We start from the raw sequence: 25,562 nt of genomic DNA on the forward strand, positions 1-25,562 counted from the left end.
AGTATCCGCCGGGGAGGAAACGGATGTCAGCGCAAAGACACAAGACCGGCGCAGCCGGCGAATCTACACTCGACATTGACGCACTCCGTGCGCGCTATCGCGACGAGCGCGATCGGCGCCTGCGCACCGAGGGCAAGGCGCAATATGTCGAGGTGACCGGCGAGTTCGGGCGCTATCTCGACGATCCCTGGGCCAATTCCGGATTCGCGCGCGAGGCTGTCAGCGAACAGACCGAGGTGCTCATCGTCGGCGGCGGCTTCGGCGGCCTTCTCTGCGGCGCACGACTGCGTGAAGCCGGCATCGATGATTTCCGCGTTGTGGAAAAGGCCGCCGATTTCGGTGGCACCTGGTACTGGAATCGCTACCCTGGCGCGGCCTGCGATACCGAGAGCTACATCTACCTGCCGTTGCTGGAAGAGACCGGCTACATGCCCGTGCGCAAATATGCACGAGCACCCGAGATCTACGAGCATTCGCGCCGCATCGGCCGTCACTTCGATCTCTATGAGCGCGCGCTGTTTCAGACCGTCATCACGCGCATGGAATGGCAAGAGCAGGAGGCAATTTGGCTGGTCGAGACCGATCGCGGTGATTGCATCCGCGCGCGCTTCGTCATCCTTGCTGGAGGCCCGCTGAGCCGTCCGAAGCTGCCCGGCATTCCCGGTATCGAAAGCTTCAAGGGACACAGCTTCCACACCAGCCGCTGGGATTACGCCTACACCGGGGGCACGGCCGAAGGTGATCTTAGTGGTCTTGGCGACAAACGCGTCGGGATCATCGGCACCGGCGCCACCGCCGTGCAATGCGTGCCGCATCTCGGCCGCTCGGCCAAGGAGCTCTACGTTTTCCAACGTACGCCGTCGGCGATCGGCGTGCGGGACGACCGCCCGACGGATCAGAGCTGGGCGCAGCGGCTCAGGTCCGGCTGGCAGCGCGAACGCATGGACAATTTCACCGCCGTGATCTCGGGCGAACCATTCGAACAGGATCTGGTGCAGGACGGCTGGACCGGCCTGCTCGGCGAGATACTGCTGGCACCGCGCCGCCAGTCCCAGCCGGTGACCTCGATCGAGGAGGCGCTCAAGGTCATCGAGCAGGCCGATTATCGCAAGATGGAGGAGATCCGGGCGCGCGTCGATGCGATCGTCAAGGACGAGGCGACGGCTTCGGCGTTAAAGCCCTGGTACAAGGCCTTCTGCAAACGGCCGTGTTTCCACGACGAATATCTCGACACCTTTAATCGCCCCAACGTGCATCTCGTCGACACCAGGGGACAGGGCGTCGATCGCATCACCGAGAATGCCGTCGTGGTCGACGGCCACGCCTACGAACTTGACTGCCTGATCTATGCCAGCGGTTTCGAAGTCGGTACCGATTACGCCCGTCGCATGGGCTTTGAGGTCTACGGCCGTGACGGCGTCAGCCTGTCCGAGCGCTGGCGCGACGGCGTCAAGACGATGCATGGCTTCTACAGCCGCGGCTTCCCGAACTGCTTCCTGATCGTCACGGTGCAGGCCGGCCAGAGCGCCAACTTCCCGCACATCATCGACGAGCAGTCGCAGCACATCGCCTACGTGATCGCCGAAGCGCGCAAGCGCAAGGCGCGAACCCTCGAGCCGACGCTGGCGGCCGAAAACGCCTGGGTCGAGGAGGTGGTCAAAGCCGCGCTCGGCCGCCAGACCTATCTCGCCGAATGCACGCCCGGCTACTACAACAATGAAGGCGTGTTTGATCCGATCGCGGCGAGAAACAGCCAGTATTGGCGCGGGCCGGTGGCATTCCTGCGGCTGCTCGACAAGTGGCGCAAGGAGGGCAATTTGGTTGGACTGGAACTGTCGTATGATCATGCCATGGAGTCGGCGCCTTCGTCCGGGTAAGCTCGGGCATCGGATCGCGCCAGAGAGAGGACATCGGACATGATTAGGGGCAGAACTGTAGCTGCGGCGGTTTTTGGGGCGATGACGCTGCTCAGCTGCCTGGCGCCCGCCGCCCACGCCGCGCAATGCGGCAGCTCGTCGGCCGGCTTCGAGGCCTGGAAGCGCGAGTTCAGCGCGGAGGCGCAGGGCAAGGGCGTTGGCCAGACCGCGCTCGCGGCCCTGGTGCAGACCAATTACGCCAGTGCCACCATCGCGGCCGACCGTGGCCAGCGCAGCTTCTCGCTAACGCTCGACCAGTTCCTCGCCAAGCGCGGCGCCACAACCATTGTGGCCAAGGGCCGCCAGCTCAAGCAGTCGCAGGCTGCCTTGTTCGCCTCGATCCAGCAGCGCTATGGCGTTCCGCCGGGCCCGTTGATCGCGATCTGGGGCATGGAAACCGGATTCGGCAGCCAGCGCGGCAACCAGAACATGCTCTCCTCGATCGCGACGCTCGCCTATGACTGCCGCCGTCCCGAATTCTTCACCGAGCAGCTCTATGCGGCGCTGAAGCTGATCGATCGCGGCACGCTGTCGGGGGCAACCCGCGGCTCGATGCACGGCGAAGTCGGCCAGACCCAGTTCATGCCCAAGAACATCCTGGCCTATGGCACCGGCAATCTCGAGGTTGCCGCCAATGCGCTGAACTCGACGGCGAATTTCCTCAAGGCCCATGGCTGGCGTGCAGGAGCCGGTTACCAGCCAGGTGAACCGAATTTCGTCGCCATCGAAGCCTGGAATGCCGCCGGCGTTTATCAGAAGGCGATCGCCCTGATGGGACGGCAGATCGACGAGGGCGGAGGAACGGCCGCCTCGCGTTGAGCAGCTCAGCAAGGCGTGATGCGCCGACAAGAGAAAGTTGTTGCCATCAGGAACCGACGGCACGAGGTTTGCTTTGATCGAATAGGGCTGGGCATGAGGAGACTCAACATGGCAACCCAGATCGTGATGGACCAGACTGGCGACACGCGCCACGAGTTTGATCCTGGCAATGCCGAAGCGCTAGCGCGGGCCGAACGGCGCTTTCGGGAGCTGACCGGAGCGGGCTTCACCGCCGCGCTGCGAACCGGACCTGGCGAGGTCACCCGGATCCGATCGTTCGACCCGACCGCGCTGGAAACGCTGTTCTATCCCCGCCTGGTCGGCGGTTGATCTGAGCTGCTCATGATCGCGGCGGTCTGGCTCCGCGCGCCGGCGCGTGCGCGTCTGCATGCGCTACGCGAACTCTATCGGCGCTTCTTCGGCGAGAACACGCCGGATGCCCGTGGCCGCCGGCTCCTGGCCGAATGGCTGTCGCCGGCGCAGCGCGTCCAATTTGAGCAGTACCGGCATTTCGATGTCGTCGGCTGCGATACCGGCAAGACCTATCGCATCCATTATGGCACCGCCGCCAATGTCCATGAGATCGACGCGGCCGGAAACGCGACGATGGGGTGGTGCTTCGTCCCGTCAGGCTTTCTCGTCCCCGGCGACGTCATGCTCGCACAGAAGATCGCGCTCGAAACCGACGAGAGGGGAGCTCTCGCGCTCGCCAACAGGTTTCCGCCGGCAACACATTCGGAGCACTTCTACCGGCGGCCGTTCTAGGGCAAGGCTATCGGTGCAAGGCTATCAGTAATGTGTGGTGCGATAGGCATCCACCGCGTGCGCTGCAAAAACGCCGACGCTGCAAAGTGCGAGCAAGGCCGAGATCAGCTCGATCATAGCTCACCCTCCTGCGGCGGCAGGGCGACGAGGTGCTGACAGCAGGAATAATCCCAGATCAGGTCGAGGAAGAATTGCATGGTGGCCGTCCCTGTATGATTTTGACAACCAGATAACCGACCATCTGTTTCAGGCGTGTTTCGTCGCATCTGGAAACGGGTTTCTTGGGGAACCCCGGGCTGGTTTGTGCGCTGCGGAGCCGCTACATCCCGCTCTTGCTCAATCCCATTAGCCGCGAGGCGGCGCATCACATGGCGAGGCGAAATCATGGCGCAAGTCGAGTGGTTCGACGATCTCACCACTGGAATGCAGTTCAAATCCCCCGAAGTTCACGTCACCGAGGCCGACATCAAGCGGTTCGCGGCCGAGTTCGATCCGCAGCCGATGCATCTGGACCACGAAGCCGCCAAGCAGACCCTGTTCGGGGGGCTCGCTGCCTCGGGATGGCACACCGCCGCGATTGCCATGAGCCTCGCGATCCAGACCCGCCCCTTCGGCCCGCATCCGCTGATCGGCGCTGGCGTCGACGGGCTGCGCTGGACCATCCCGGTACGGCCCGATGACCGTCTGCATCTGGTCGGGGAGGTCATGAGCCTGACGCCGTCGAAGTCGAAGCCCCAGGGCGTCGCATTGGTGAAATGGACGATGTTCAACCAGAACGGCGAGGAGGTTTACACCTTCACCCCGATCGCGATCGTGCCGCGGCGGGAGTAGGGCAGGGTCGGCGCCCTACGCACCCCCCTGAAGCCCTTGCGGGTCACCGGCAGAGGTGGTCATCTCGGTCCGGGGAACACGCTGGAGGCTGACATGAAACGATCTCTTCTCGCCGCCGGGCTGCTGGCCGGCGCCTTGAGCGCCGTCGCTTTGACCGCAAGACCGGTGCTGGCGCAACAATCCAAGGTCGGCGACTGGTCCATCGAAAAGCGTACGCAAGACGCACATTGCAATGCGAGCCGCGGCTACAAGGACAAGGAAGACGAGAACCGGGACTACGTCATCGTCATCACTTATTCCGAGAAGGCTATCGTCATCGTCATGATCTATGACGGCTGGGAGTGGGACAAGGTCGGCGAGATCCTCCGGGCCGACGTCGGGACCGACGACGCCGATATCATGAAGAAGGCGAAGTGGGAGGTCATGGACAAGACCACCGTTCGCGGTATCTTCGAATACGATCAGTCCATGATGGACCGGCTGTCCAGGGCCAAGCGTCTCTCGCTCGATTTCGAGGACGATGACGACGACAGCATCGAGATGCAGGTGCCGCGTGCCGGTGAAGCGCTGGCAGCGCTGAAGTTTTGCGAGGAGAATCGTAAGTAGATTGCCGGAGCCGGATGCGAGGCCGGCGGGATCGGTGGCGACAGGGTTCTGCAGCGCGAAGGGCGCCTGACGCATCGCACGCGTGACTCATCGCACACAGTCCGCGCGCTGTTCGCTTTAATCCTAGTCTTTGGCGAAAACGTCCAAGCCGCATCCTGCGGTTGACGTTACGCAAGGACGATGTTCGATATTCCAGCATTTCGTTGCAACGTTTTCTCGGCTTGGAATGGGGCGATTGACTGGCCCGTCTCCTCCGCCAGTCTCCGGATCGCGATCTTTCTCGCACGCCCGAGCCATACGCAGATTGCGTCGTCCGGCCGATGACAATCCTCCACGCAAATCGATTCTCGTCCCTCGTCGGCGAGATCTACAACGCGGCGGTCGATCCCGCGCTGCGCAGCGGGATGCTGGAACAGGTTTCGCATTTCGTCGGCGGATGTGCCGTGACCATCCTGTCCAGGGACAGAGCCAGGCTCTCGATCGAGATCCATGAGCATTTCGGCAGCGAATCCCGCTTCCGCCAGCTATATCGCGACCGATATGTGGAGCTCGATCCTCTGCTCGATCGTCATCTCACGCTCGCGGCGGAACAGACGATCGGCGTCGCCGACATCATGTCTCAGGCGGATTTCCTGGCAACGAGCTTCTATCGCGAGTGGGTGGAACCGCAAGGAGCGATAGACCTTGCAACCGTTGCCCTCGAGAAGTCGGAGGCACGCACCACGATCCTGCAGGTGTTGCGCCACCGGTCGCGCGGACTCGTTGACGAGCCGATGCGTGAGCGCATGCGGCTGCTTGCTCCGCACCTCCAGCGCTCCAGGATCATGGGCAGGCAGATCAGGGCACGCTCGCATACCGTGGACGACCTTGCCGATGTCTTGGATGGGCTGAGCACGGCGATCTGCCTGCTCGACGCAGATGGCCGGGTCGTGCATGCCAACGCAGCATGCCGCGGGCTGTTCGCCGATGCCAGCCTGCTCGCAATGGTCGGCGACCGGATCGTGGCCCGCAACACCCAGACCGACAAAATATTCCGCGGCCTGTGCGAAATCGATTCAGGCAGCGAAACTCGTTCCGCTGCCCGCCGCCAGATCGAGCTTGCGACGTCGGTTGATGGGCAGCACTATCTGCTCCACGCTTTTCCCCTGAAGCGCGATCGCATCCCATCGCGAGATGCCGCAGCCACGGTGCTGTTCGTGCAGAAGGCCTCGGCGGCGACATGGCTCGCAGCCGATGCGATCGCTGCGGCCTTCAGGCTGACACCGTCCGAACTGCGCGTATTGATGGCCATTATCGAGATTGGCGGCGTTCCCGACATCGCTGCAAAGCTCGGCATCGCCGAAACGACGGTGAAGACGCATCTCGGGCGCCTGTTCGAGAAGACCGGCGCCGGCAGGCAGGCCGACCTGGTCAAGATCGCCACCGGTTTTGCCGTTCCATTCGCGCGTCGAACGAACGGCAGTGGCGAGGCCGTGTGATCCATTTCACATGGTTCGCCGTTATGTGCCGCAATCTCAATCCATTGTGATGAGCCTAGCTCCCGTGTCCTCCGAATGCAGGACGCGAGTCATTTGAGACTTTCGTATATCGCGATCCAGAAAAGTGAAGAGCAGCAAGCGCCGCGAAGAGATGCCACGACGGCGTCAAACGCGAGTGTGAGGAAACGACAGCGCACGGCCGGACCTGCTCGTCGGTTGGAGGATTGCAGTGAGCCAATTTGATTTTTCCGTTATCAATGTTTCAACGAACGAAATTCCCGAAAACGAGCGTATCCCGCTGCTTCGCGATTTCTACTGCCGCGGGGTGTTGAAGGCGGAGGTCGAGGTGAGGGAAGGAAAGCCGTTCGCGGCGAGCTTCACGTCCCACGTCTTGCCGGAAGCCCAATTGCTGATGGGAGGATTGTGCGGAGCGCGGGTCATTCGCACCAAGCACCTGGTTGCCGACGGCGACGACAGTCTGGCCCTGATCGTGAATCGATCTGGCGTGCTTGGGATATCCGAGCGGGGACACGATCTGAGCCTTCGTGCGGGAGAGGCCGTCCTGACCAGCGCGGAGGACGTAACGACGTTCGAGCGATTGTCCCTGGGTAGCTGTTTCTCGCTCCGTGTGCCGAGACGCGTGCTGGCGCCGATGATCGTGGATGTCGATGACGCCGTGATGCGGGTGATGCCGGAGAGCTCGACGGGACTTCGATTGCTGGTCGATTACGCGGTAACGCTGGTGCGGGAGAAGGCATTCGCGATGCCCAATTTGCGCAAGCTCGGGGTCGGGCATCTGCACGATCTTCTGGCAATCGTCCTCGGTGCCACCAACGAGCCGCGGGAGCTGGCCGGGCGGCGCGGCGTCAAGGCGGCACGGCTGCAGAAGGCCAAAGTCTCCATCGCCAACAATTGCTGGCGGCAGGATCTCTCCGTCGCCACGGTTGCCCAGGAACTCGGCGTGACGCCGCGTTATCTCCAGCGTCTGTTCGAGGCCGACGGCAAGACGTTCTCGTCCTTCCTGATCGAACAACGCGTCAAGCGTGCGCATCGCATGTTGCGCGAACCCGGATACGCCGAGCGGACGGTCAGCTCGATCGCCTACGATGTCGGTTTCGGCGATCTCTCCTATTTCAACCGCTGCTTCCGGCGGACTTATGGCGCCACGCCCAGTGACGTCAGGAGCCGCGAGATGTCGTGACCGCGCGCGATTGAATGTCAGGTCAAATGCCGATTGGAGACGCCACGGGCGTGCGCCGCCCGCAGTTGGAGTGTTGTGTTGCATGCGCCGTTTTTTCTTTGATCTTATGCTCGGCAATATCGTGAAGATCGATCCGGGTGGCATGGTGTTCGAATGCCCCGAAGCGACATTCGTGGTGGCCAACGAGATGGCAAGCCACCTGTTCGTCTGGCGCGACGATTTGCGCGGCCGCGATGCCTGCATCCGGGTTAGAGACACCGACGGGCGCGAGATCTATCGCGCCGCGGTCTGGTCGGAGAATGTGGAGAAGGTCGGCTGGGACGAGGCGTGAGCGTCCCGGTGCGGGTATCGCAACTCCGCATCAGTAGCGCCCGAAACGGATATCCGTTCGTTCCAGCCGGGCTCCATCCGCCGGGCCGGCGTCCTCCGATCGGAGGATGTCGCATGCTGTGGTTGTGGTATGCTTGGTGATGTCGATCACCCAGGCCATTTATAGCCATGCACGGACCACGGAAACTGCCCGACCTGGTCGAGGCCATCTACGATGCCGGGCTCGATCCCTCGCTGTGGAATAACGTCGTCACCGGCATCCGCGACTTCGTCGGCGGCCAGGCCTGCGGGCTGTTTTCCAAGGACTCGATCAGCAAATTCGGCGTCACGCACTATTATTGCGGGGCGGACCCGCACTACATCCGGCTCTATTCCGAGACGCATTCGAAGTTCGATCCGCTGACGGTCCTGCCGCCGCATGGCCAGATCGTCAGCATCCCGGATCTCGTCAATTTCGATGAATATCGGCGAGGACGCTTTTACCAGGAATGGATGCGGCCGCAGGGTTGCAGCGATGCGGCCAACGTCGTGCTCGAGAATTCGAATCCGAACTGCCCGGTGATGATGACGGTGCTGTCGGGCCGCCGGATGGTGGATCCCGTGATGAAGCACCGCCTCTCGCTGGTCGTCCCGCACGCCAGCCGCGCGTTGCTGATCAACCGCGCCATGACCTCGCAACTGTCGCTGGCGACGGCGTTGGCGGAGGTCCTGGACAATCTTGCCTGTGGCATCTTCCTGCTCGATGGTTTCTGCCGGGTGGTGCACGCGAATTCCGCGGGGCACGATTTGCTTGCGGCCGACGATCTGGTTCGGTCCGTTGCGGGGCAATTGGTGACCAGCAGTGCGGAGGCCAATCAGACGCTGCGGGAAGCGTTCGCGACCCGCAATGAAATTACCCTGCCTGCCACAAAGGGGCATGCGTTTTCGCTACTTTCGCCTTCGGGCGAGCGCTACGTCGCGCACATCCTGCCGCTGTCGTCCGTCCTGCGGGACCGCAGCGAGCGGGTGATCGATGCCGTCGGTGCGCTGCTGCTGCGCAAGGTATCGCCCGGCGGACAGTCCTACAGCGAATTGATCGCGCGGACATTCGACCTTACACCGGCCGAGCTGCGCGTGTTCCTGTCGATCGTCGAGGTAGGCGGCGTCCCGGAGACGGCGGTCGCGCTCGGTATCGCGGAAACGACGGCGAAGACGCATCTGCATCGCGTGTTCGCCAAGACGGGCGTTTCGCGTCAGGCTGATCTTGTCAAGCTTGCTGCAGGATTCTCCAATCCGCTCGTCAACTAGACCGTTGATTCTGCCATCACGATTGAACCTTTCGCTCCCGCGCAAGACTCACGGAAGCCGCCAGGCATGAAGAACATGTCGCCATCTCCATGTGTCACCATTGGCTCTTCCGATGCCCCGACCTCCAAAGCCGTCCGAGTTGATCGAGACTATCTATGACGCGGGTCTCCACCCGGAGTTGTGGAGCGAGGTCGTTGTCAAGCTCAATGCCTTCATCGGCAGCCAGGCCTGTGGTCTGATTTCGAAGGACCCGGTCAGCAAATCGGGCGCGACGCATTATTACTGCGGGGTCGATCCGCACTACATTCAGCTCTATGCGGAGACCTACTCCCGGTACGACCCGCTCGCTCGGCTTCCGCGCTATGGCGAGGTGCGCAACATTCCCGATCTCGTGGATTTCGACGAATATCGCCGCGGCCGCTTCTACCAGGAATGGCTGCGTCCCCAGGGCTGCGTCGACGTCGCCAATGTGGTGCTGGAGCAGTCGAAGTCGCCCTGTCCGATGCTGATGACGGTAATACCGGGCAGGGGGATGCTCGACGCCGAGCAACGGGCGCGGATGCAATTCCTGGTTCCGCATGCGAGCCGGGCGTTGCTGATCAACCGGGCTATCGAACGGAAGCAGCAGCGCGCGATCGCGCTCGCCGACGTCGTGGACCAGTTGAATGCGGGTGTCATCCTGCTCGATTCGGCCTGTCATATCGTCCACAGCAATCCGGCCGCGGAGACAATCCTAGCCGTCGATGATGTCCTGCGGTCTGTCTCGGGCCGGCTGGTGGCAAGCTCCTCCATTGTAAATTCGGCGTTGCGCGATATTTTCCGCGACCCAAGCGAAGTCGCTTTGGCGGCATCTTCGGGTCGGAAAATTCCGCTGATATCGCGTGACGGCTCCTACTACGTCGCGCAAATCATCGCGCTGCCATCATTGCTGCGCGAGGGTACGGCCGAGCGCAGTTCGGCCGTCGGAGCCTTGTTCATCTGGAAAGCGGAACTCGACGGCCGCTCATGTGCCGGTCTCATTGATCGCACCTTCGAACTCACGCCTGCGGAACTGAGGGTCTTGCAGTCGATCGTCGATGTCGGCGGCGTGCCGGAGACCGCGGTTGCGCTCGGCATCGCGGAGACGACGGTGAAGACGCATTTGCATCGGGTGTTCGCCAAGACGGGCGTTTCTCGTCAAGCCGATCTCGTCAAGCTGGCAGCTGGATTCTCCAATCCGCTCGTGCACTGAGACGCGTTCAAAAACGCAGGCGAGTCGCTGCAGCTCGCAATAGGTTCAATCAGAAACATCATTAGAAAGTTATCGCGCGTCGTTCGATCGAATGACGCGATTTTCCGCGCTCTATTCTACTGAACATCACACGGTCTGTTGTTCGACGTATCGGGCATTTGTGTGAAGCAATTCACTGCAGGCGGAAGTGGATCCCATCAATCTCTCGAACAGGTTGAGAGGAGATTGTCATGCGAACGGCGTCACCGGTTCTGGCAGGCAGGTTCCGCGATATCGTCGCCCGTATAGGCGCGGTGCTCCGCGCGCAGCGGGAAATCGACGCGCAGCGCGTGTTGCAACGCTACCGCCATCTGCTGGAGCAGCCGCACGAAACATTGCGTTTGAATGAAATCATTCCGGTCAGCAACGAAGAGGATATTGCAGAAAATGCCCACGGATCTGATGGGTGCGAGCGCGCCGCCGGACACCCCAAATTCGAACGTGCGTAACGTCAACGTCGTCGCGATCGCGTTGACCGCGGCGCTCGTCACGCTCCACCTGGTCGGCCTCGCGATGGTGGAGCGATCTCACGCTTACGCGATGTATCCGTCGGCTCCACTCGAGCCGGCCGCTTGCATGGAGAGCGTCGTGGTCCCTGTCTCGCAAATTCCCTACGATTGACCGGAGGGCGGATTGTGCCTGATGTCACGACTCTGATGCTGCTCAGCGTTGCCGTGTTCGCCGGTGCCTTCGTCTCCGGGCTCTCGGGATTTGCCTTCTCGGCGGTGGCGGGCGCCATCCTGCTCCGGGTGTTTCAGCCGCTCGAAGCCGTGCCGCTGATGATGGCGTGCAGCATCGGCGTGCAGGCCACCAATCTGTGGGCGCTTCGACGCAATATCCGCTGGGAAGGCAGCCTGCTGCTGATCGTCGGTGGCTTGATCGGCGTTCCCATTGCGGTATCACTGCTCCAGAGCACCGATACGCATCTGCTCCGGCGCGGCTTCGGCATCATCGTTGCACTCTATGCGGCCTACATGTTGCTGCGGCCGACGTTGGTGACGGCCGGCGAGGCGGTCGGGCGGCATTGGGTTGCCTTGATCGGGTTCGGGGGAGGGCTGGTCGGCGGGCTGACCGCGATGCCCGGCGCGATCCCGACGATCTGGTGCGACATGCGCGGCATGCCCAAGAGCGAGCAGCGCGGCCTGGTGCAGCCGTTCATCGCCGCGATGCAGCTGTTCGCGATCGCGCTGCTGGTCGGACATCAGGATCTGTCGTCAAAAGTCTTCGTCGATCTCGCGGTCAGCCTGCCGGCGCTGTTCGCAGGCTCCGCGCTCGGCGTGATCGCCTTCCACAGGGTCAACGAGACTGTCTTTCGCAAGACCGTGCTCGTTCTGTTGTTGCTGTCGGGGATTTCCCTGATCTAGTGCCCGACGGGTTGCACCGGCGCTGCGCTGGTATTGCTGCCGTGATGCGTCAGCGGCTTCATGCCGGTGACGGTCCGCAGCAGCACATAGAACACCGGCGTCAGGAACAGGCCGAACACGGTGACGCCGATCATGCCGGAGAACACGGCGACGCCCATGGCGCGCCGCATCTCCGAGCCTGCGCCGGTAGACAGCACCAGCGGCAGCACGCCCATGATGAACGCCATCGACGTCATCAGGATCGGGCGCAACCGCAGCCGGCTCGCCTCGATCGCGGCCCGGATCGGCGTGCGGCCTGCGAACTCGAGCTCGCGCGCGAATTCGACGATCAGGATCGCGTTCTTGGCCGAGAGTCCCACCAGCACGATCAAGCCGATCTGGGTGAAGACGTTGTTGTCGCCCTTGGAGATCCAGACGCCGAACATCGCAGCCAACAGGCCCATCGGCACGATCATGAGGATCGAGAGCGGCAAGGTCAGGCTTTCATAGAGTGCGGCTAGCACCAGGAACACCAGCAGGATCGCCAGCGGGAACACCCAGAGGCCGGAATTGCCGGCGATGAACTCCTGATAGGTCAGGTCGGTCCATTCGAAGGCGAAGCCGGGCGGCAATGTCTCCGCCGCAATCCGCGTCGCGACCTCCTGTGCCTGGCCGGAGGAAAAGCCGGGCGCAGCCGCCGCGTTGATGTCGGAGGACAGGAAGCCGTTGTAGCGGATCGCGCGCTCGGGGCCCGCGCTCTGGCGGATCGTGAGCAACGCCGACAGCGGCACCATGTCGCCGGAGGACGAGCGCACCTTCAACTGCCTGATGTCGTCGGCACGCGCGCGGAACGGCGCGTCGGCCTGCACGTAAACGGAATAGGTGCGACCAAACTTGTTGAAGTCGTTGACGTAGTAGGAACCGAGATAGATCTGGAGCGTGTTGAACACCTCCGTCACGGGGACGCCGAGCTGGAGCGCCTTGGTGCGGTCGATGTCGGCAAAGAGCTGGGGCACGTTGACCTGGAAGCTCGAGAACACGCCCGCGATCTCCGGTGCCTTCTGCATCGCCGCCATGAACGCATTCGTCGCCTGGTTCAGCGCCTCATAGCCGAGGCCGGCGCGATCCTCGATCTGCAGCTTGAAGCCGCCGATGGTGCCGAGACCGTTGACCGGCGGCGGCGGGAACATGGCGATGAAGGCTTCCTGAATCCCCGCGTATTTCTTGTTGAGGTCGGCCGCGATTGCATTGCCGCTCAGCGCGGGGCCCTTGCGCTCGTCGAACGGCTTCAGCGTCGAGAACACGATGCCGGCGTTGGAAGAGTTGGTGAAGCCCGAGATCGACAGGCCCGGGAATGCAACCGAGCTCTCGACACCGGGCTGGGTCAGCGCGATGTCGCTCATCTTGCGGATGACGTCTTCGGTGCGGTCCAGCGTTGCGCCATCAGGCAGTCGTGAGAACCCGACCAGATACTGCTTGTCCTGACCCGGCACGAAGCCGCTCGGGACCTGCTGGAACAGGAAGGCGGTGAGGCCGACCAGGAGCACATAGAGGCCCATGACGGCCGCCTTGCCCGAGATCACCTTGGTGACGGTGCCGCTGTAATTCTCCGACGAGCGTGTGAACACCTTGTTGAAGCCGCGGAAGAACCAGCCGAGGCCCTTTTCCATGATGATGGTCAGCCGGTCTTTCGGCTCGTTGTGTCCCTTGAGCAGCAGGGCCGACAACGCCGGCGACAGCGTCAGCGAGTTGACGGCCGAGATCACGGTCGAGATCGCGATCGTCAGCGCGAACTGCTTGTAGAATTGCCCGGTGAGGCCGGAGATGAAGGCGAGCGGCACGAACACGGCGATCAGAACCATGGCGATCGCGATGATCGGCCCCGACACCTCGCGCATCGCCTGGTAGGTCGCATCGCGCGGCGATAGCCCGCCCTCGATGTTGCGCTCGACGTTCTCGACCACCACGATGGCGTCGTCGACCACGATGCCGATCGCAAGCACCAGGCCGAACAGGCTGAGCGCGTTGATGGAGAAGCCGAAGACGTGCATCACGGCGAAGGTGCCGACGATCGACACGGGCACCGCCAGCAGCGGAATGATCGAGGCGCGCCAGGTCTGGAGGAACAGGATCACCACCAGCACCACCAGCGCGATCGCCTCCAGCAGCGTGTGGATCACGGCCTCGATCGACGAGCGGACGAATTGGGTCGGGTCGTAGACGATCTGGTAGGACACGCCTTCCGGCATGTTCTTCTTGATCTCGGCCATGGTGGCCCGAACGTGGTCGGAAATCTCGAGCGCATTGGAGCCGGGCGCCTGGAAGATCGGGATCGCAACCGCCTGCTTGTTGTCGAGCAGCGAACGCAGGCCGTATTGCGAGGCGCCGAGCTCGATGCGTGCGACGTCGCGCAGCCGCACCACCTCGCCACGCGTGCCGGTCTTGACCACGATGTCGCCGAACTGCTCCTCGTTCGCAAGCCGTCCCTCGGCGTTGACGGACAGTTGCAGGTCGATGCCCTTGACGTTCGGGGACGAGCCGACCACGCCGGCGGCGGCCTCGACGTTCTGCGCCTGGATCGACTTGACGATGTCGCTTGCGGTGAGGCCGTGCTCGGCTGCCTTCTGCGGATCGACCCACACCCGCATCGAATAGTCGCCGGCGCCATAGAGTTGAACGTCGCCGACGCCGTCGATCCGCGCCAGCCGGTCCTTGACGTTGAGCACGGCGTAGTTGCGCAAATACGTCATGTCGTAGCGATTGTTCGGCGACAGCAGATGCACGACCATGGTGAGGTCGGGCGAGGACTTCTTGGTGATGATGCCGAGCTGCCGCACCACGGCGGGCAGGCGCGGCTCGGCCTGCTGCACGCGGTTCTGCACCAGCTGCGTCGCCTTGTCAGGGTCGGTGCCGAGCCGGAACGTCACCGTCAGCGTCATCGCGCCGTCGGTGGTCGCCTGGCTCGACATGTAGAGCATGTTCTCGACGCCGTTGATCTGCTCCTCGATCGGCGTCGCCACCGTTTCCGCGATCACCTTCGGATTGGCGCCGGGATAGGTCGCGCGCACCACCACCGAGGGCGGCACGACGTCGGGATATTCCGAGATCGGCATTGCGAACAGCGAGATCAGGCCCGCGAGAAAGATCAGGACTGACAGCACGCCGGCGAAAATAGGACGATCGATGAAGAATTTCGAGAGATTCATGGCCTTGCCCCTGCGCGAGAGACGACTCTCCCGTCATTCCGGGGCGCGGACAAAGCCGCGAACCCGGAATCCAGAAGTATGTCTAGGTAGTTCAACGATTTCGACATTCCGGTTCGCGCCACCCGCGCGGCTCCGGCATGGCGGGCGACGCTAACGCTGCACGACGTCCTGATTGCTGTGGTTGGATGCCTGCTGCGGCCCGCGCGCGCCCATTGCCGCGATCTCCGTCTTGAGCAGGGCACCCGGGCGCACGCGCTGGAGGCCGTTGACGATGATGCGGTCGCCGGTCTTCAGCCCCGCCGTCACGATACGCAACCCGTCCACCGAGCCGCCGAGCGTGATCGACCGGTAGACCGCGCGGCTATCGTCGCCGACCGCCATCACGAACTTCTTGTCCTGATCGGTGCCGATCGCGCGCTCGTCGATCATGACCAGCGATTGCTGCTTGGGTTGGCCCATGCGCACGCGGGCGAACTGACCGGGGATGAGACGCCCGTCCTCATTGTCGAACACCGCGCGGACACGGATGGTGCCGCTTTGGCCGTTGACCTGGTTGTCGATGAGCTGGATGTGCCCCTTCGCCGAGAGACCGCCGGAGGTCGCCATCGCGACCGGGATCTGGTCGAGATTGCCGCGCTTGCCGGAGTCCTCGGAAATCGAGTTCAACGCCCGCACCACCAGCTCTTCATCCGCATCGAATGACGCATAGATCGGATTGACCGAGACCAGCGAGGTCAGCACCGGAGAGGCGGTGCCGGCGGCGACGAGATTGCCGACGGTGATTTCGATCTTGCCGACGCGGCCGTCCACGGGCGCACGTACCTCGGTGTAATCGAGATTGAGTTTTGCGGTCTGGAGCGTCGCCTCGGCCGCCTTGACGTTGGCGATGGCCTCGCGGTTGGCGTTGTCGCGCTGGTCGTAGTCGCGCCGCGTGACCACCGCGTTGCCCACCAGTTGCGCGCCGCGCTCGAGCTCATTCTGCGTGAACACGACGCGCGCTTTCGCGGCTTCGAGCTGGGCCGCGGCCTTGTCGACCTCGGCCGCGTAGGGCGCCGGGTCGATCTTGAACAGGACGTCGCCTGCCTTCACCAGCGCGCCCTCGGTGAAGTTGGTCGAAAGGATCGCACCGGCCACGCGCGGGCGAAGCTCGACGCGCTGGATGGCCTCGAGCCGGCCGGAGAAATCGTCCCACAGCACCGTCTGCTTTGGTTCGATCAGCGCGACAGTGACGGCGACGGCTTGCTCGGCCGCGGCGGTCGCGGTCGCCTGCGCGGCACGAAAGTAATGGCCGGTCGCGATCGAGCCGGCTACGACGAGAGCGCCCACGATGGCGACGCCGCCGAGAAGGCGGCGGACACGGCCAGGGCGAGAGGTGTTTTGGGAGGGGGGCATTTGCGCGCTCCAGATATGTAGTGTTCACTACAGATGTGGAGCTGGATACCGCAGCGCAAGATACTTATGTACCGTCCGCTAAGAAAATTGTAGCCGCTTACCGCAAGGGTTGGCAAGTGGAAGAGAAAATAAAGCGAGAACAAAGAGATAGGATCGGGCGTTAGGCTCAGGGACGACGCCGATTTCGAGGAGAACAGGCAGATGGGCATGGGACGCCCCCGCGAATTCGACGCCGAAACGGCGTTGGACCAGGCGATGGAAGTGTTTTGGCGCCATGGCTACGAGGGTGCCACGATCGCTCAGTTGACCGAGGCCATGGGGATAAATCCGCCCAGCCTCTATGCCTGTTTCGGCAACAAGGAAGGGCTGCTGAAGGCCGCACTCGACCGCTATACCAAACTGCGCAACGTCTGGATGGACGAGGTGGTGGCGGCACCTACCGCCCGCGACGTCGCCGAGCGGATGCTGATGGGCATCGCCGACAAGCAAACTGATCCGGCCAACCCGCCGGGCTGCCTGCTCGTGCAGGGCGGCATTGCGTGCGGCACCGGATCAGAGAGCGTCCCTTTTGAACTCGCCGCCCGCCGCGCCGAGAACGAGGACCAGCTTCGCGACCGTTTCATCCGCGCCAAGACCGAAGGCGATCTCAAGCCGGGCTCGGATCCCGCAGCACTTGCGCGCTATGTCTCGGCCGTCTCGGTCGGCATGGGCGTGATGGCGTCGTCAGGCTCCGATCGCGAAGCGCTGCAGCAGGTCGCGAGCGTCGCCGTGCAGGCGGTCGAGGCGCAGTCGACTGAAAGAACCTGACGACCGTTGCCGCCTTCCTCTATCATGTCACCGATTGCGTGGCAGCCAACGACGGCGGCGGGACGAAGCCGCCGAACGCGCGTTCGATCAATCCGGCGAGCGCAATCGTGGTGCGATCCTCGAGATAAGGCCCGATGATCTGGACGCCGATCGGCAGGCCCGATGGCGTGCGCTCGATCGGAACGGCGGTCGCAGGCAGTCCGCAGGTCGAAGCGGGGTCTGCCCAGATGAAGCACGCATCGGCATAGGGATAGAGCTGTCCATCGATATCCAGTTGCCGCGCGTCGAACGGCTCGGACTGGTCCTGGGGAAAGGCCGGCACGGCGGCGGCGGGTAGATCACTGCGTCGAAATCTCGGAACAGCTCCTGCCACCGTTGTTGCAGCCGCAAGCGCGCCGCATCGGTCGCCAGCCATTCGCGATGGACCATCGCCCAGCCGCGCGCGCGCTCGGCCTGCAGGCTGCGGTCCTCGGGCGAGAGTGCCGCGGCAACTCCTTGCGCCTCCGCGAGGGCGGCCGGTGTCAGGCGCGGGCTGCGCGCGGCGTTGAGCAGCTTCATGTAAAGCCGCGCGGACTCGGCGAGATCGGGCAGCGATGCGCTCGACCGCGAAACCCGTGCGCCTGATCGTTCGAGCCGTTCCGCCAACCGCCCGATGGCGGAACGCACGGCATCGCCTGTCGGCATCAGCGGATGCGTATCGATCACGAAAATCCTGAAATCCCTGAGCTGGTCGTGTCGGGGGGCCGGCAACGCAAGACGATAGCCGATCCCGTCGCGCGTCTCGTCGGGGCCGGCGATCACGTCGAGGGCGAGCGCAAGATCCGAGGCGGTGCGCGTCATCGGCCCGACGACGGCCAGATCGCCCTGGCCAGGCACGGGCGGCGCCGGCGGCAGGCTGTATCCGCGCAGCGGGACCAGGCCGAGGCTCGGCTTGTGTCCGAACACACCGCAGAAATGCGCAGGTACCCGGATCGAGCCGCCGATGTCCGAGCCGATCGAGAGCGGTCCGAACCCTGCGGCCAGCGCCGCGCCCGATCCGCCTGAGGAGCCGCCGGGCGATCGGCCGAGATCCCACGGATTGTTTGTCGTCCCGTAGATATCATTGTAGCTCTGAAAATCCCGCAGACCGATCGGGATGTTGGTCTTGCCGATGATGACAGCGCCCGCCGCCTTCAACCGCGAGACGACAAGGGCGTCCTCCGCCGGCTGGAAATCCCTGAAATGCGGAAAGCCCCATGTCGTCGGCAGGCCGGCGACGTTGAACGGTTCTTTCAACGTCACGGGGATGCCGAGCAATGGCTGCCGCTCGCCGCGGCCAAGCGCGGCATCGGCGGCGCGTGCGGCGTCTCTTGCGCGATCGAAATCGCGGACGACGACGGCATTGATCCGCCCGTCCAGCGCCTCGATGCGCGCGATCGTGTGCTCGATCAACTCCGACGCAGAAACCTTGCGCGCGTGCAGGGCGCCCAGCAGTGTGCTGATCGAACCGTAGTCCCAGTCAATGGGCATCTGCGGCAGTCCCCGTTGCATCACGATCTCCATTGTCTCGCCTCGCCGTGTCGATGTCGTTCGGCTGCAAGCCGCGAGTCGATTCTTGTATCGAACATGCGGCGGGAAAAGGTGCGGTCGGCCATGCCATCCGAACCGCTAACGGCGTCGGCGCGACTTGCGGATTCAAAATCTGGGATCATGCAATTCTGCGCCTGTTTTGCCCGACGAGTCAAACCGTCTTTGCGGGCAGGACACCCGCCACGTGGTGCGAATTCTTCAATGATTTGTACTGTGCATGGGGTTGTTTTCGCGTTTTTTTTGAGCGTCCTGCGGGGACCGGCGCTTGATGCGGATCGATGGGCTCTGTACGCGCTGCTGCTCGCGTGGCATTGGGGGCGGTGAAGTCTGGATACTGACGAGCATGTTCGCCCTGACATTCCTTGGGACCTCGGCAAGCGTTCCGTCGACGGAGCGCAACCATCCGGCTCTCCTCGTGGAGGCTGCGGGCAAGCGGGTCCTCATCGATTGCGGCGAGGGCACGCAGCGCCAGTTGCTGCGCAGCGGTGCGGGGTTTCGGCGGCTTGACCGCATTCTGCTGACGCATGCCCATCTCGATCACGTGCTCGGCATCCCCGGTCTCTTCTCGACGCTGGGGTTGCGCCAGCAATCGGACGTGACGACCGTCCATGGAGGGCAGGGGACACTCGACATCGTCATCCGCATGCTTGCCGGCCTGTGGGGCACAGGCAGGGCGCCGATCCCTGTGGAGTTCGCGCCGCTGATTGAAGGACAAGTTATCGACGCCGGTGACTTCACCATCGACTGCTTTCCGGTCCGCCACCGGGACACCGACAGCTTTGGTTTTTCCTTCCGGAGCCCCGCACGTCGCCATCTGGAGCGGGACCGACTCGCTGGGCTCGGTGTTCCCGATGGGCCGATGCGCGGAGAACTGGCGGCGGGACGACCGGTCGTGATCGCCGGCCGTACGATCGATCCGGAAGACGTTTTGGGGCCGCCGAGCGGCGGCAGGAAGTTCGTGGTAATCGGCGACACCGAAACCACCGACGGGCTATCCAAACATGTCGTCGACGCCGATCTGCTGGTGGTCGAGGCGACCTTCCTCGATCGCGACGCTGCGACCGCACGGGACTATGGCCACCTCACCGCCCGCGAGGCGGCTTCATTTGCCGCAGCGAACAACGTCGGGCAACTCGCGCTGAATCACATGTCGGGGCGTTATCGGGACGAAGAAATTCTGGCCGAGGCGATAGGGATTTTTCCAAACACGCGGGTCGCCGCCGACTTCGATCACATCGTGATTTGAACGCCGCCCTCAGCTGGTCAATCCCGACTTGATCGCGAGGTCCTGCACCTCGCGCGTCGCCTGCATCAGCCTTGGCAGCGCCTGGTCGCGGAAGGTCTGCATGTCCATGCGCATCGCATCGACAGTGACGCTCAATCCCCCGATCACGAGACCCCGGGCATCGAAGATCGGCGTTGCCAGCGTGCGCAGGCCATAGGCGTTCTCGCCGTCGGAGACGGCATGACCCTTCTTCTTCACCTGATCGAGCCGGGCGAGCAGGGCATCGAGATCGGTCAGCGTTCGCTCCGACAATTTGACGCGAGGGCGCGCTTCCAGTCGCTCGATCTGCTCGTCCCGCGCCAGATGCGCCAGCATGGCATGACCGAGCGCGGCGCTGTAGGCGGGAATGCGCGTCCCCGGCCGGCGATCCATCTTGTGGCGGTCGAGGCCCGCGCCGATGCGCGCGAGATAAACCACGTCGCCGCCGTCGAGGATCCCGAGCGAGGCCGCATCGCCGACATCAGGCACGAGATCGCGCAGCAGCGGTTCGACGATCGGCCGCAACGATCCGTGCGACAGCACGGTGTAGCCAAGGTCGAGACAGGCAACCCCGAGGCGGAACCGGCGGCTTTGCGGAACCGCCTGGACATAGCCGAGCTCGACCAGGGTCTGGATCAGCCGGAACGCCGTCCCGCGATCGAGATCGGCGCGTGCGGCAATCTCACTCAGGGTCAACTCGAAGGCCTCGCTGGTGAAGCCCTCGAGCACAGCGAAGGCCTTGCCGACGGAAGCGACATAATTCTTGGGATTCTTCGGGATCGTTGCCGGTGCGCGCTTCGTGGCCTTCTTTTCGATCTTGGCCATGCTGTAATGTCTCGCCATGACATGTCGCCCTTGACGTGGCGGCAAGCTGATTTTACGACAGGTCAAGCTAATAACAAATGTTCGCATTCCGAACAACATCGATTGACGATCGGAGGAAGCTTGTCGACATCATCGCTGCACCCTCATGGGGTGTTCTCCGCCGCGCTGACGCCGCTCGACGCCGAGTTCGCCCCTGATCATGAGCGCTTCGTCGCGCATTGCCGCCATCTTCTGGACGAAGGCTGCGACGGCATCGCGTTGCTGGGCACGACAGGCGAGGCGAACTCTTTTTCGGCCGCCGAGCGCATCGCACTGCTCGAGGCCGTTGTTGCCGCCGGTATCACACCGCAGCGGCTGCTGCCCGGCACGGGCGTTGCCGCGCTCAGTGAGACCATTGCGCTGACGCGCCATGCGCTTTCGGTCGGCGTCGATACCGTCGTGATGCTGCCGCCGTTCTACTACAAGGGCGTCACCGATGACGGCATCTTCGCCTCGTACAGCGAAGTCGTGCAGCGCATCGGCGATGCCAGGCTCAAGGTCGTGCTCTATCACATCCCGCAGATGTCGGCGCAGCCGATCTCGCATGCCCTGATCAAGCGGCTGCGCGCGGCTTATCCGTCCACCTTCACCGGCATCAAGGATTCCTCCGGCGACTTCGCCAACATGACCGCGATGGTCGAGCGCTTCCCGGGCTTTTCGGTCCTGGTCGGGGCCGATCCGCTGCTGTTGCCGCTGCTGCGCAAGGGTGGTGCCGGTTGCATCACCGCGACTTCCAATCTCGTCGCGCGCGATCTCGCCTATGTCTACAAGCATTTCCGCGACAGCGACGACGACGCGGCACTCAAGGCTGCGCAGGCGCGCATCGTGAAAGCGCGCGAATTGGTGTCGCGTTTCCCGCAGATGGCTTCCCTGAAGGCGCTGGTGGCCGAGCGCACCGGCCACGCCGGATGGCAGCGCCTGCGGCCGCCGCTGGAATCCTTGCCGCCGGAGCAGGTCAAAGAGCTGCTCGCGAACGCGACGGCAATCGCTGCCTAGCGCGGCGCGCGACGAGGCCATCCGATGTCCGACCCTTTCCGTGATGCGTTGACCGGGCTTGCCGCCATCGTCGGCGACAAGCACGTCATCGCGTCCGGGCCCGACCAGGAACCCTACGTCGTGGACTGGCGCGGGCGTTATCACGGTCGCGCCGCCGCCGTGGTGAAGCCCGGCTCGACCGCTGAGGTCGCCTCCGTCGTCGAATACTGTGCGGCAAGGCAGCTCGCGATCGTACCGCAAGGTGGCAACACCGGGATGTGCGGCGCCGCGACCCCGGATGATCGTGCGGCCAATGTCGTGATCCGGCTCGACCGCATGCGGGCCGTGCGCGACGTCAGCCCGCTTGCCAACACCATCACTGTCGAGGCCGGATGCATTCTCGCCGAGGTGCAGAATGCGGCCCGGGACGTCGATCGCTATTTCCCCCTGAGCCTGGGTGCTGAGGGCTCCTGCCAGATCGGCGGCAACATCTCGACCAATGCCGGCGGCACGGCCGTGCTGCGCTACGGACCGACGCGGGATCTCGTGCTTGGGCTGGAGGTCGTGCTGCCCGACGGGAGAATTTTCAACGGTCTGCGTGCGCTTCGCAAGGACAACACAGGTTACGCGCTCAAGCAGCTCTTCATCGGCGCCGAGGGGACGCTCGGCATTGTCACCGCCGCCGTGTTGAAATTGTTCTCGCCGCCGCGCAGCTCGGCACTGGCGCTGCTCAAATTGCAGGGCGTCGAGCAGGCGCTGGAGATCATGCAACGCCTGCGCGGTGCGGTCGGCGACCGGCTCGGCAGCCTCGAGATCATGTCGCGATCACAGATCGAGGCGATCGCGGAGACCGTGCCGCATGTCACGATCCCGTTCGAGCTGACGACGCCGTGGTATCTGATCGTCGAGCTGACCGACACGCTCGCGGGCGTCGACCTCGATGAGCCGCTGGGCACGGTGCTGGTGGATGCGATGCAGACGGGGCTCGCCGAGGACGCCATCCTGGCGTCCAACCTTGCGCAGGCGAAGGCGATCTGGGCCGTCAGGCACAGCGTGTCCGAAGGCAACAAGCGCAGCGGCTATGTCGTGTCGCACGACAGCGTGGTGCCGCTGGAGCGTCAGGCCGCCTTCGTCACCAATGTCGAGGCCCGCATCAACGCCGCCGTGCCGCATGCGCGCGTCGTGATGCACGGCAATATCGGCGACGGCAACATCCATGTGATCGCCCTGATCGACCGCGCGCATTGCCGGGATCCGGACGCCACGGCCGCGCTTGTCGTGCAAATCAACGAGATCGTTGACGACGAGACCGCGGCGCAGGGCGGGGCGATCAGTGCCGAACATGGCATCGGCATCACCAATCGCAGCCGGCTCGCCCGCGTCGCCAATCCCCTCGATATCGAGCTGATGCGGGATATCAAGCAATTGCTCGATCCCAAGGGCCGGATGAACCCGGGCAAGATCTTCAATGTCGGGAGCGCGCGAGGATGACGAGTGTTCGCCTGCTTGCCGATGATCTCAGCGGTGCGCTCGACACCGCCGCGGAGTTTGTCGGCCTGTGCGGACCGTTCAACGTCACCTGGCCGGAAGTGTCTGCGTCGCAGGTATCCGGTAGCCTCGCGATCGACAGCGGCAGCCGCGAGCGGTCGAAGGCCGTGAGCACCGAGATCGTCGGACGGCTGGCGCCGCGGCTTCAGGGTGGGACGATCGCCTACAAGAAGGTCGACAGCCTGCTGCGTGGCTCATGGGCCGCTGAGCTCGGGGCCTGCCTGCGCAGCGGCCATTGGGCGTCGTGCGTTGTCGCACCTGCCTTCGACTATCAGGGGCGCCGCACCGTGGGTGGACAGCAATTTGCGCGTACGGTGCAAGGCGACTGGCATCGTGTCGGAGAGAATCTCCTGACCCAGTTGCAGGTGGAGGGCATCGAAGCACGGCAGGGCGGGGCCGATACGCTCTCGCGGGGCGGCGTTCAGGTCTTCGACGCCGAGAGCGATATCGAGCTCGATCGGGTGGTCGAGATGGGACGGCGCATGCCGGGGCCCGTGCTCTGGTGCGGAAGCGGCGGACTGGCCGGTGCGCTCGCCCGCAGTCATCGCGCCGATGCGCCGGACCAGTTGAAGCTGCCGGTGCTGGGGCTGTTCGGCTCCGACCAGGTTACCACCGCCTCCCAACTTGCGGCATGCGGTGAGGCAACCATCACGCTTGCGGAAGCCGAGGGCGCGCCGCGCGTCCAGCGCAAACTGGCCGCCGACGGCGTTGCGCTGGTCAGGTTCTCCCTCGCCGACGGTCTGACCCGTGCCGATGCGGCGCGACGGATCGCGCGCGAGATGACGGCGGTGATTGCGACGCTTGAGCGGCCGGGCACGCTGATCGTTGCCGGCGGAGAGACTTTGAAGGCCGCATGCGTTGCCCTCGGCGCGCATGCGCTGCAGGTGACAGGACGTATCGTGCCGGGATTGCCGCGCTCGATCTTGCAGGGCGGCCGCTGGGCCGGCGTCGATGTGATCTCGAAATCCGGCGCGTTCGGCCCCAGCGAGCTGTGGCGCGATCTGCTCCGGACCAATCATTTGCTCAACATGGAGAGTCCGACATGACCTCTCGCCATCTTGCTATTACCATGGGCGATCCGGCCGGAATCGGACCGGAGATCATCGTCAAGGCCTGCGTCGGCCTGAAGGACCGGATCGCGACGGGCGATCTGCGTCTGTTGATCATCGGCAGCGGCGCGGCGCTCCATGGGGCGAAAGCCGCGCTCGGTGTGGGCATTGCGATCCCGGAGGTTACGCCCGACGATCGCGAGTGGCCAAACTTGTGCTTCCTGCAGGCCGACGTCGAAGGCGACCCGATCAGGCCCGGCGTGCTCTCGGCCGATGGCGGCCGTTTTGCCTACAAGGCGATCGAGCAGGGCGTCCGCCTGACGCAGGCGGGACGGACCGCGGCCATCGTCACGGCACCGCTCAACAAGGAAGCGCTCAACAAGGCTGGCTATCATTTCCCCGGTCATACCGAGATGCTGGCGCATCTCACCGGTGTGCGCGGCTCGGTGATGCTGCTCGCCCATGGCAACATGCGCGTCAGCCATGTCTCGACCCACGTGGCGCTCGAGGACGTGCCGAAGCGTCTGACGCCGGAGCGCCTGCGCATGGTCATCGACCTCACCAACGATGCGCTGCTCAGGCTCGGCATCGCCAAGCCGAAGATCGCGATCGCCGCGCTCAATCCGCACGCCGGCGAGGGCGGCCTGTTCGGCCGGCAGGACATCGACGTGTCCGCGCCGACGATTGCGAAAGCGGTCGCCGACGGCCTCGATGTCGTCGGTCCCGTGCCCGGCGACACTGTCTTCGTCAAGTTGCGGGCCGGCCAGTACGATGCCGTGGTGGCGATGTATCACGACCAGGGGCACATCCCCGTCAAACTGCTCGGCTTCCAGGTCGATCCTGCGACCGGACGCTGGCAGGAGCTCTCCGGCGTCAACATCACGCTGGGCCTGCCGATCATCCGCACCTCTGTCGATCACGGCACTGCCTTCGATATCGCCGGCAAGGGCATCGCCAACGAGCACAGCCTGATCGAGGCCATCGACTATGCCGAACGGCTGGCCGCTGGCGCCTCCGCATCCAAATCATGAGATCGAGCGCG

Annotated in this window: 23 protein-coding genes and 1 pseudogene; 20 read left to right on the top strand and 4 right to left on the bottom strand. The window is 63.9% G+C overall.

Annotated features, from left to right (window positions below):
• Positions 1-23 precede the first annotated feature (23 nt).
• From IVB45_RS14935 to IVB45_RS15000, 14 genes are all read left to right on the top strand, one after another.
• Positions 24-1,877, top strand: coding sequence for an NAD(P)/FAD-dependent oxidoreductase (locus IVB45_RS14935; RefSeq protein WP_247360438.1), 1,854 nt, complete (start codon positions 24-26; stop codon positions 1,875-1,877).
• A 39-nt stretch (positions 1,878-1,916) separates the two neighbouring features.
• Positions 1,917-2,735, top strand: coding sequence for a lytic murein transglycosylase (locus IVB45_RS14940; RefSeq protein WP_247360439.1), 819 nt, complete (start codon positions 1,917-1,919; stop codon positions 2,733-2,735).
• Between the two features lie 108 nt (positions 2,736-2,843).
• Positions 2,844-3,065 (top strand): hypothetical protein, encoded by a 222-nt coding sequence (locus IVB45_RS14945; RefSeq protein ID WP_247360441.1) that lies wholly within the window; start codon positions 2,844-2,846, stop codon positions 3,063-3,065.
• Positions 3,066-3,077: 12 nt separating this feature from the next.
• A complete protein-coding gene (locus tag IVB45_RS14950; RefSeq protein WP_247286611.1) occupies positions 3,078-3,500 on the top strand; it encodes a hypothetical protein in 423 nt (140 codons plus the stop codon).
• Between the two features lie 384 nt (positions 3,501-3,884).
• Positions 3,885-4,331, top strand: a complete 447-nt coding sequence (locus IVB45_RS14955) for a MaoC family dehydratase (protein WP_247360443.1) — start codon at positions 3,885-3,887, stop codon at positions 4,329-4,331.
• Between the two features lie 93 nt (positions 4,332-4,424).
• Positions 4,425-4,937, top strand: a complete 513-nt coding sequence (locus IVB45_RS14960) for a hypothetical protein (protein ID WP_247360444.1) — start codon at positions 4,425-4,427, stop codon at positions 4,935-4,937.
• A 320-nt stretch (positions 4,938-5,257) separates the two neighbouring features.
• Positions 5,258-6,415 carry a LuxR C-terminal-related transcriptional regulator gene (locus tag IVB45_RS14965; protein WP_247360445.1) on the top strand — a complete coding sequence of 386 codons (1,158 nt, stop codon included), beginning with the start codon at positions 5,258-5,260 and terminating at the stop codon, positions 6,413-6,415.
• 229 nt (positions 6,416-6,644) lie between these two features.
• A complete protein-coding gene (locus tag IVB45_RS14970) occupies positions 6,645-7,616 on the top strand; it encodes an AraC family transcriptional regulator (protein WP_247286604.1) in 972 nt (323 codons plus the stop codon).
• 82 nt (positions 7,617-7,698) lie between these two features.
• Positions 7,699-7,947, top strand: a complete 249-nt coding sequence (locus IVB45_RS14975; RefSeq protein WP_027569497.1) for a hypothetical protein — start codon at positions 7,699-7,701, stop codon at positions 7,945-7,947.
• A 167-nt stretch (positions 7,948-8,114) separates the two neighbouring features.
• Positions 8,115-9,233 carry a helix-turn-helix transcriptional regulator gene (locus IVB45_RS14980; protein ID WP_247360446.1) on the top strand — a complete coding sequence of 373 codons (1,119 nt, stop codon included), beginning with the start codon at positions 8,115-8,117 and terminating at the stop codon, positions 9,231-9,233.
• Between the two features lie 112 nt (positions 9,234-9,345).
• The gene (locus IVB45_RS14985; protein WP_247360447.1) at positions 9,346-10,464 is read left to right on the top strand and encodes a helix-turn-helix transcriptional regulator; all 1,119 of its coding nucleotides are present in this window, start codon (positions 9,346-9,348) and stop codon (positions 10,462-10,464) included.
• A 230-nt stretch (positions 10,465-10,694) separates the two neighbouring features.
• Positions 10,695-10,952, top strand: a complete 258-nt coding sequence (locus IVB45_RS14990) for a hypothetical protein (protein ID WP_247360448.1) — start codon at positions 10,695-10,697, stop codon at positions 10,950-10,952.
• The gene (locus tag IVB45_RS14995; RefSeq protein ID WP_247360449.1) at positions 10,945-11,124 is read left to right on the top strand and encodes a hypothetical protein; all 180 of its coding nucleotides are present in this window, start codon (positions 10,945-10,947) and stop codon (positions 11,122-11,124) included. Before IVB45_RS14990 ends, IVB45_RS14995 begins: the two co-directional genes overlap by 8 nt.
• A gap of 14 nt (positions 11,125-11,138) precedes the next feature.
• Positions 11,139-11,867 carry a sulfite exporter TauE/SafE family protein gene (locus tag IVB45_RS15000; protein ID WP_007592375.1) on the top strand — a complete coding sequence of 243 codons (729 nt, stop codon included), beginning with the start codon at positions 11,139-11,141 and terminating at the stop codon, positions 11,865-11,867.
• On the opposite strand, the gene IVB45_RS15005 is transcribed toward IVB45_RS15000, so the two are convergent.
• Together IVB45_RS15005 and IVB45_RS15010 are read right to left on the bottom strand one after the other, a co-directional pair.
• Positions 11,864-15,052 (bottom strand): multidrug efflux RND transporter permease subunit, encoded by a 3,189-nt coding sequence (locus IVB45_RS15005; protein ID WP_247360450.1) that lies wholly within the window; start codon positions 15,050-15,052, stop codon positions 11,864-11,866. The two genes, IVB45_RS15000 and IVB45_RS15005, sit on opposite strands and share 4 nt — an antisense overlap.
• Before the next feature lie 150 nt (positions 15,053-15,202).
• Entirely contained in the window at positions 15,203-16,444 is a 1,242-nt protein-coding gene (locus IVB45_RS15010; protein ID WP_247360451.1) for an efflux RND transporter periplasmic adaptor subunit, read from the bottom strand.
• A gap of 201 nt (positions 16,445-16,645) precedes the next feature.
• On the opposite strand from IVB45_RS15010, the gene IVB45_RS15015 reads away from it, so the two are divergent.
• Complete coding sequence (locus tag IVB45_RS15015; RefSeq protein WP_247360452.1) at positions 16,646-17,251, top strand: TetR/AcrR family transcriptional regulator; 606 nt, start codon at positions 16,646-16,648, stop codon at positions 17,249-17,251.
• Between the two features lie 22 nt (positions 17,252-17,273).
• Here IVB45_RS15015 and IVB45_RS15020 read toward each other — a convergent pair.
• Positions 17,274-18,760, bottom strand: a pseudogene (locus IVB45_RS15020) (amidase).
• Positions 18,761-19,163: 403 nt separating this feature from the next.
• Between IVB45_RS15020 and rnz the strand changes: the two are divergent.
• A complete protein-coding gene (gene rnz / locus IVB45_RS15025; RefSeq protein ID WP_247360454.1) occupies positions 19,164-20,066 on the top strand; it encodes a ribonuclease Z in 903 nt (300 codons plus the stop codon).
• A 9-nt stretch (positions 20,067-20,075) separates the two neighbouring features.
• Here the strand turns inward: rnz and IVB45_RS15030 are convergent, their stop codons facing one another.
• Complete coding sequence (locus IVB45_RS15030) at positions 20,076-20,909, bottom strand: IclR family transcriptional regulator C-terminal domain-containing protein (protein ID WP_247360455.1); 834 nt, start codon at positions 20,907-20,909, stop codon at positions 20,076-20,078.
• 120 nt (positions 20,910-21,029) lie between these two features.
• Between IVB45_RS15030 and IVB45_RS15035 the strand changes: the two genes are divergently transcribed.
• Genes IVB45_RS15035 through pdxA form a run of 4 tightly spaced genes read left to right on the top strand, consistent with a single transcriptional unit; the run spans position 21,030 to position 25,551 of the window.
• Positions 21,030-21,944, top strand: a complete 915-nt coding sequence (locus IVB45_RS15035; protein ID WP_247360456.1) for a dihydrodipicolinate synthase family protein — start codon at positions 21,030-21,032, stop codon at positions 21,942-21,944.
• A gap of 24 nt (positions 21,945-21,968) precedes the next feature.
• Positions 21,969-23,414, top strand: coding sequence for an FAD-binding oxidoreductase (locus IVB45_RS15040; protein WP_247360457.1), 1,446 nt, complete (start codon positions 21,969-21,971; stop codon positions 23,412-23,414).
• Positions 23,411-24,517 carry a four-carbon acid sugar kinase family protein gene (locus tag IVB45_RS15045; protein WP_247360458.1) on the top strand — a complete coding sequence of 369 codons (1,107 nt, stop codon included), beginning with the start codon at positions 23,411-23,413 and terminating at the stop codon, positions 24,515-24,517. The genes IVB45_RS15040 and IVB45_RS15045 overlap by 4 nt, the downstream gene beginning before the upstream one ends.
• Positions 24,514-25,551 (top strand): 4-hydroxythreonine-4-phosphate dehydrogenase PdxA, encoded by a 1,038-nt coding sequence (gene pdxA / locus IVB45_RS15050; RefSeq protein ID WP_247360459.1) that lies wholly within the window; start codon positions 24,514-24,516, stop codon positions 25,549-25,551. The genes IVB45_RS15045 and pdxA overlap by 4 nt, the downstream gene beginning before the upstream one ends.
• The last annotated feature ends 11 nt before the right edge of the window (positions 25,552-25,562 follow it).

Origin of the sequence: Bradyrhizobium sp. 4 (assembly GCF_023100905.1) — a bacterium.
Taxonomy (GTDB): Bacteria; Pseudomonadota; Alphaproteobacteria; order Rhizobiales; family Xanthobacteraceae; genus Bradyrhizobium.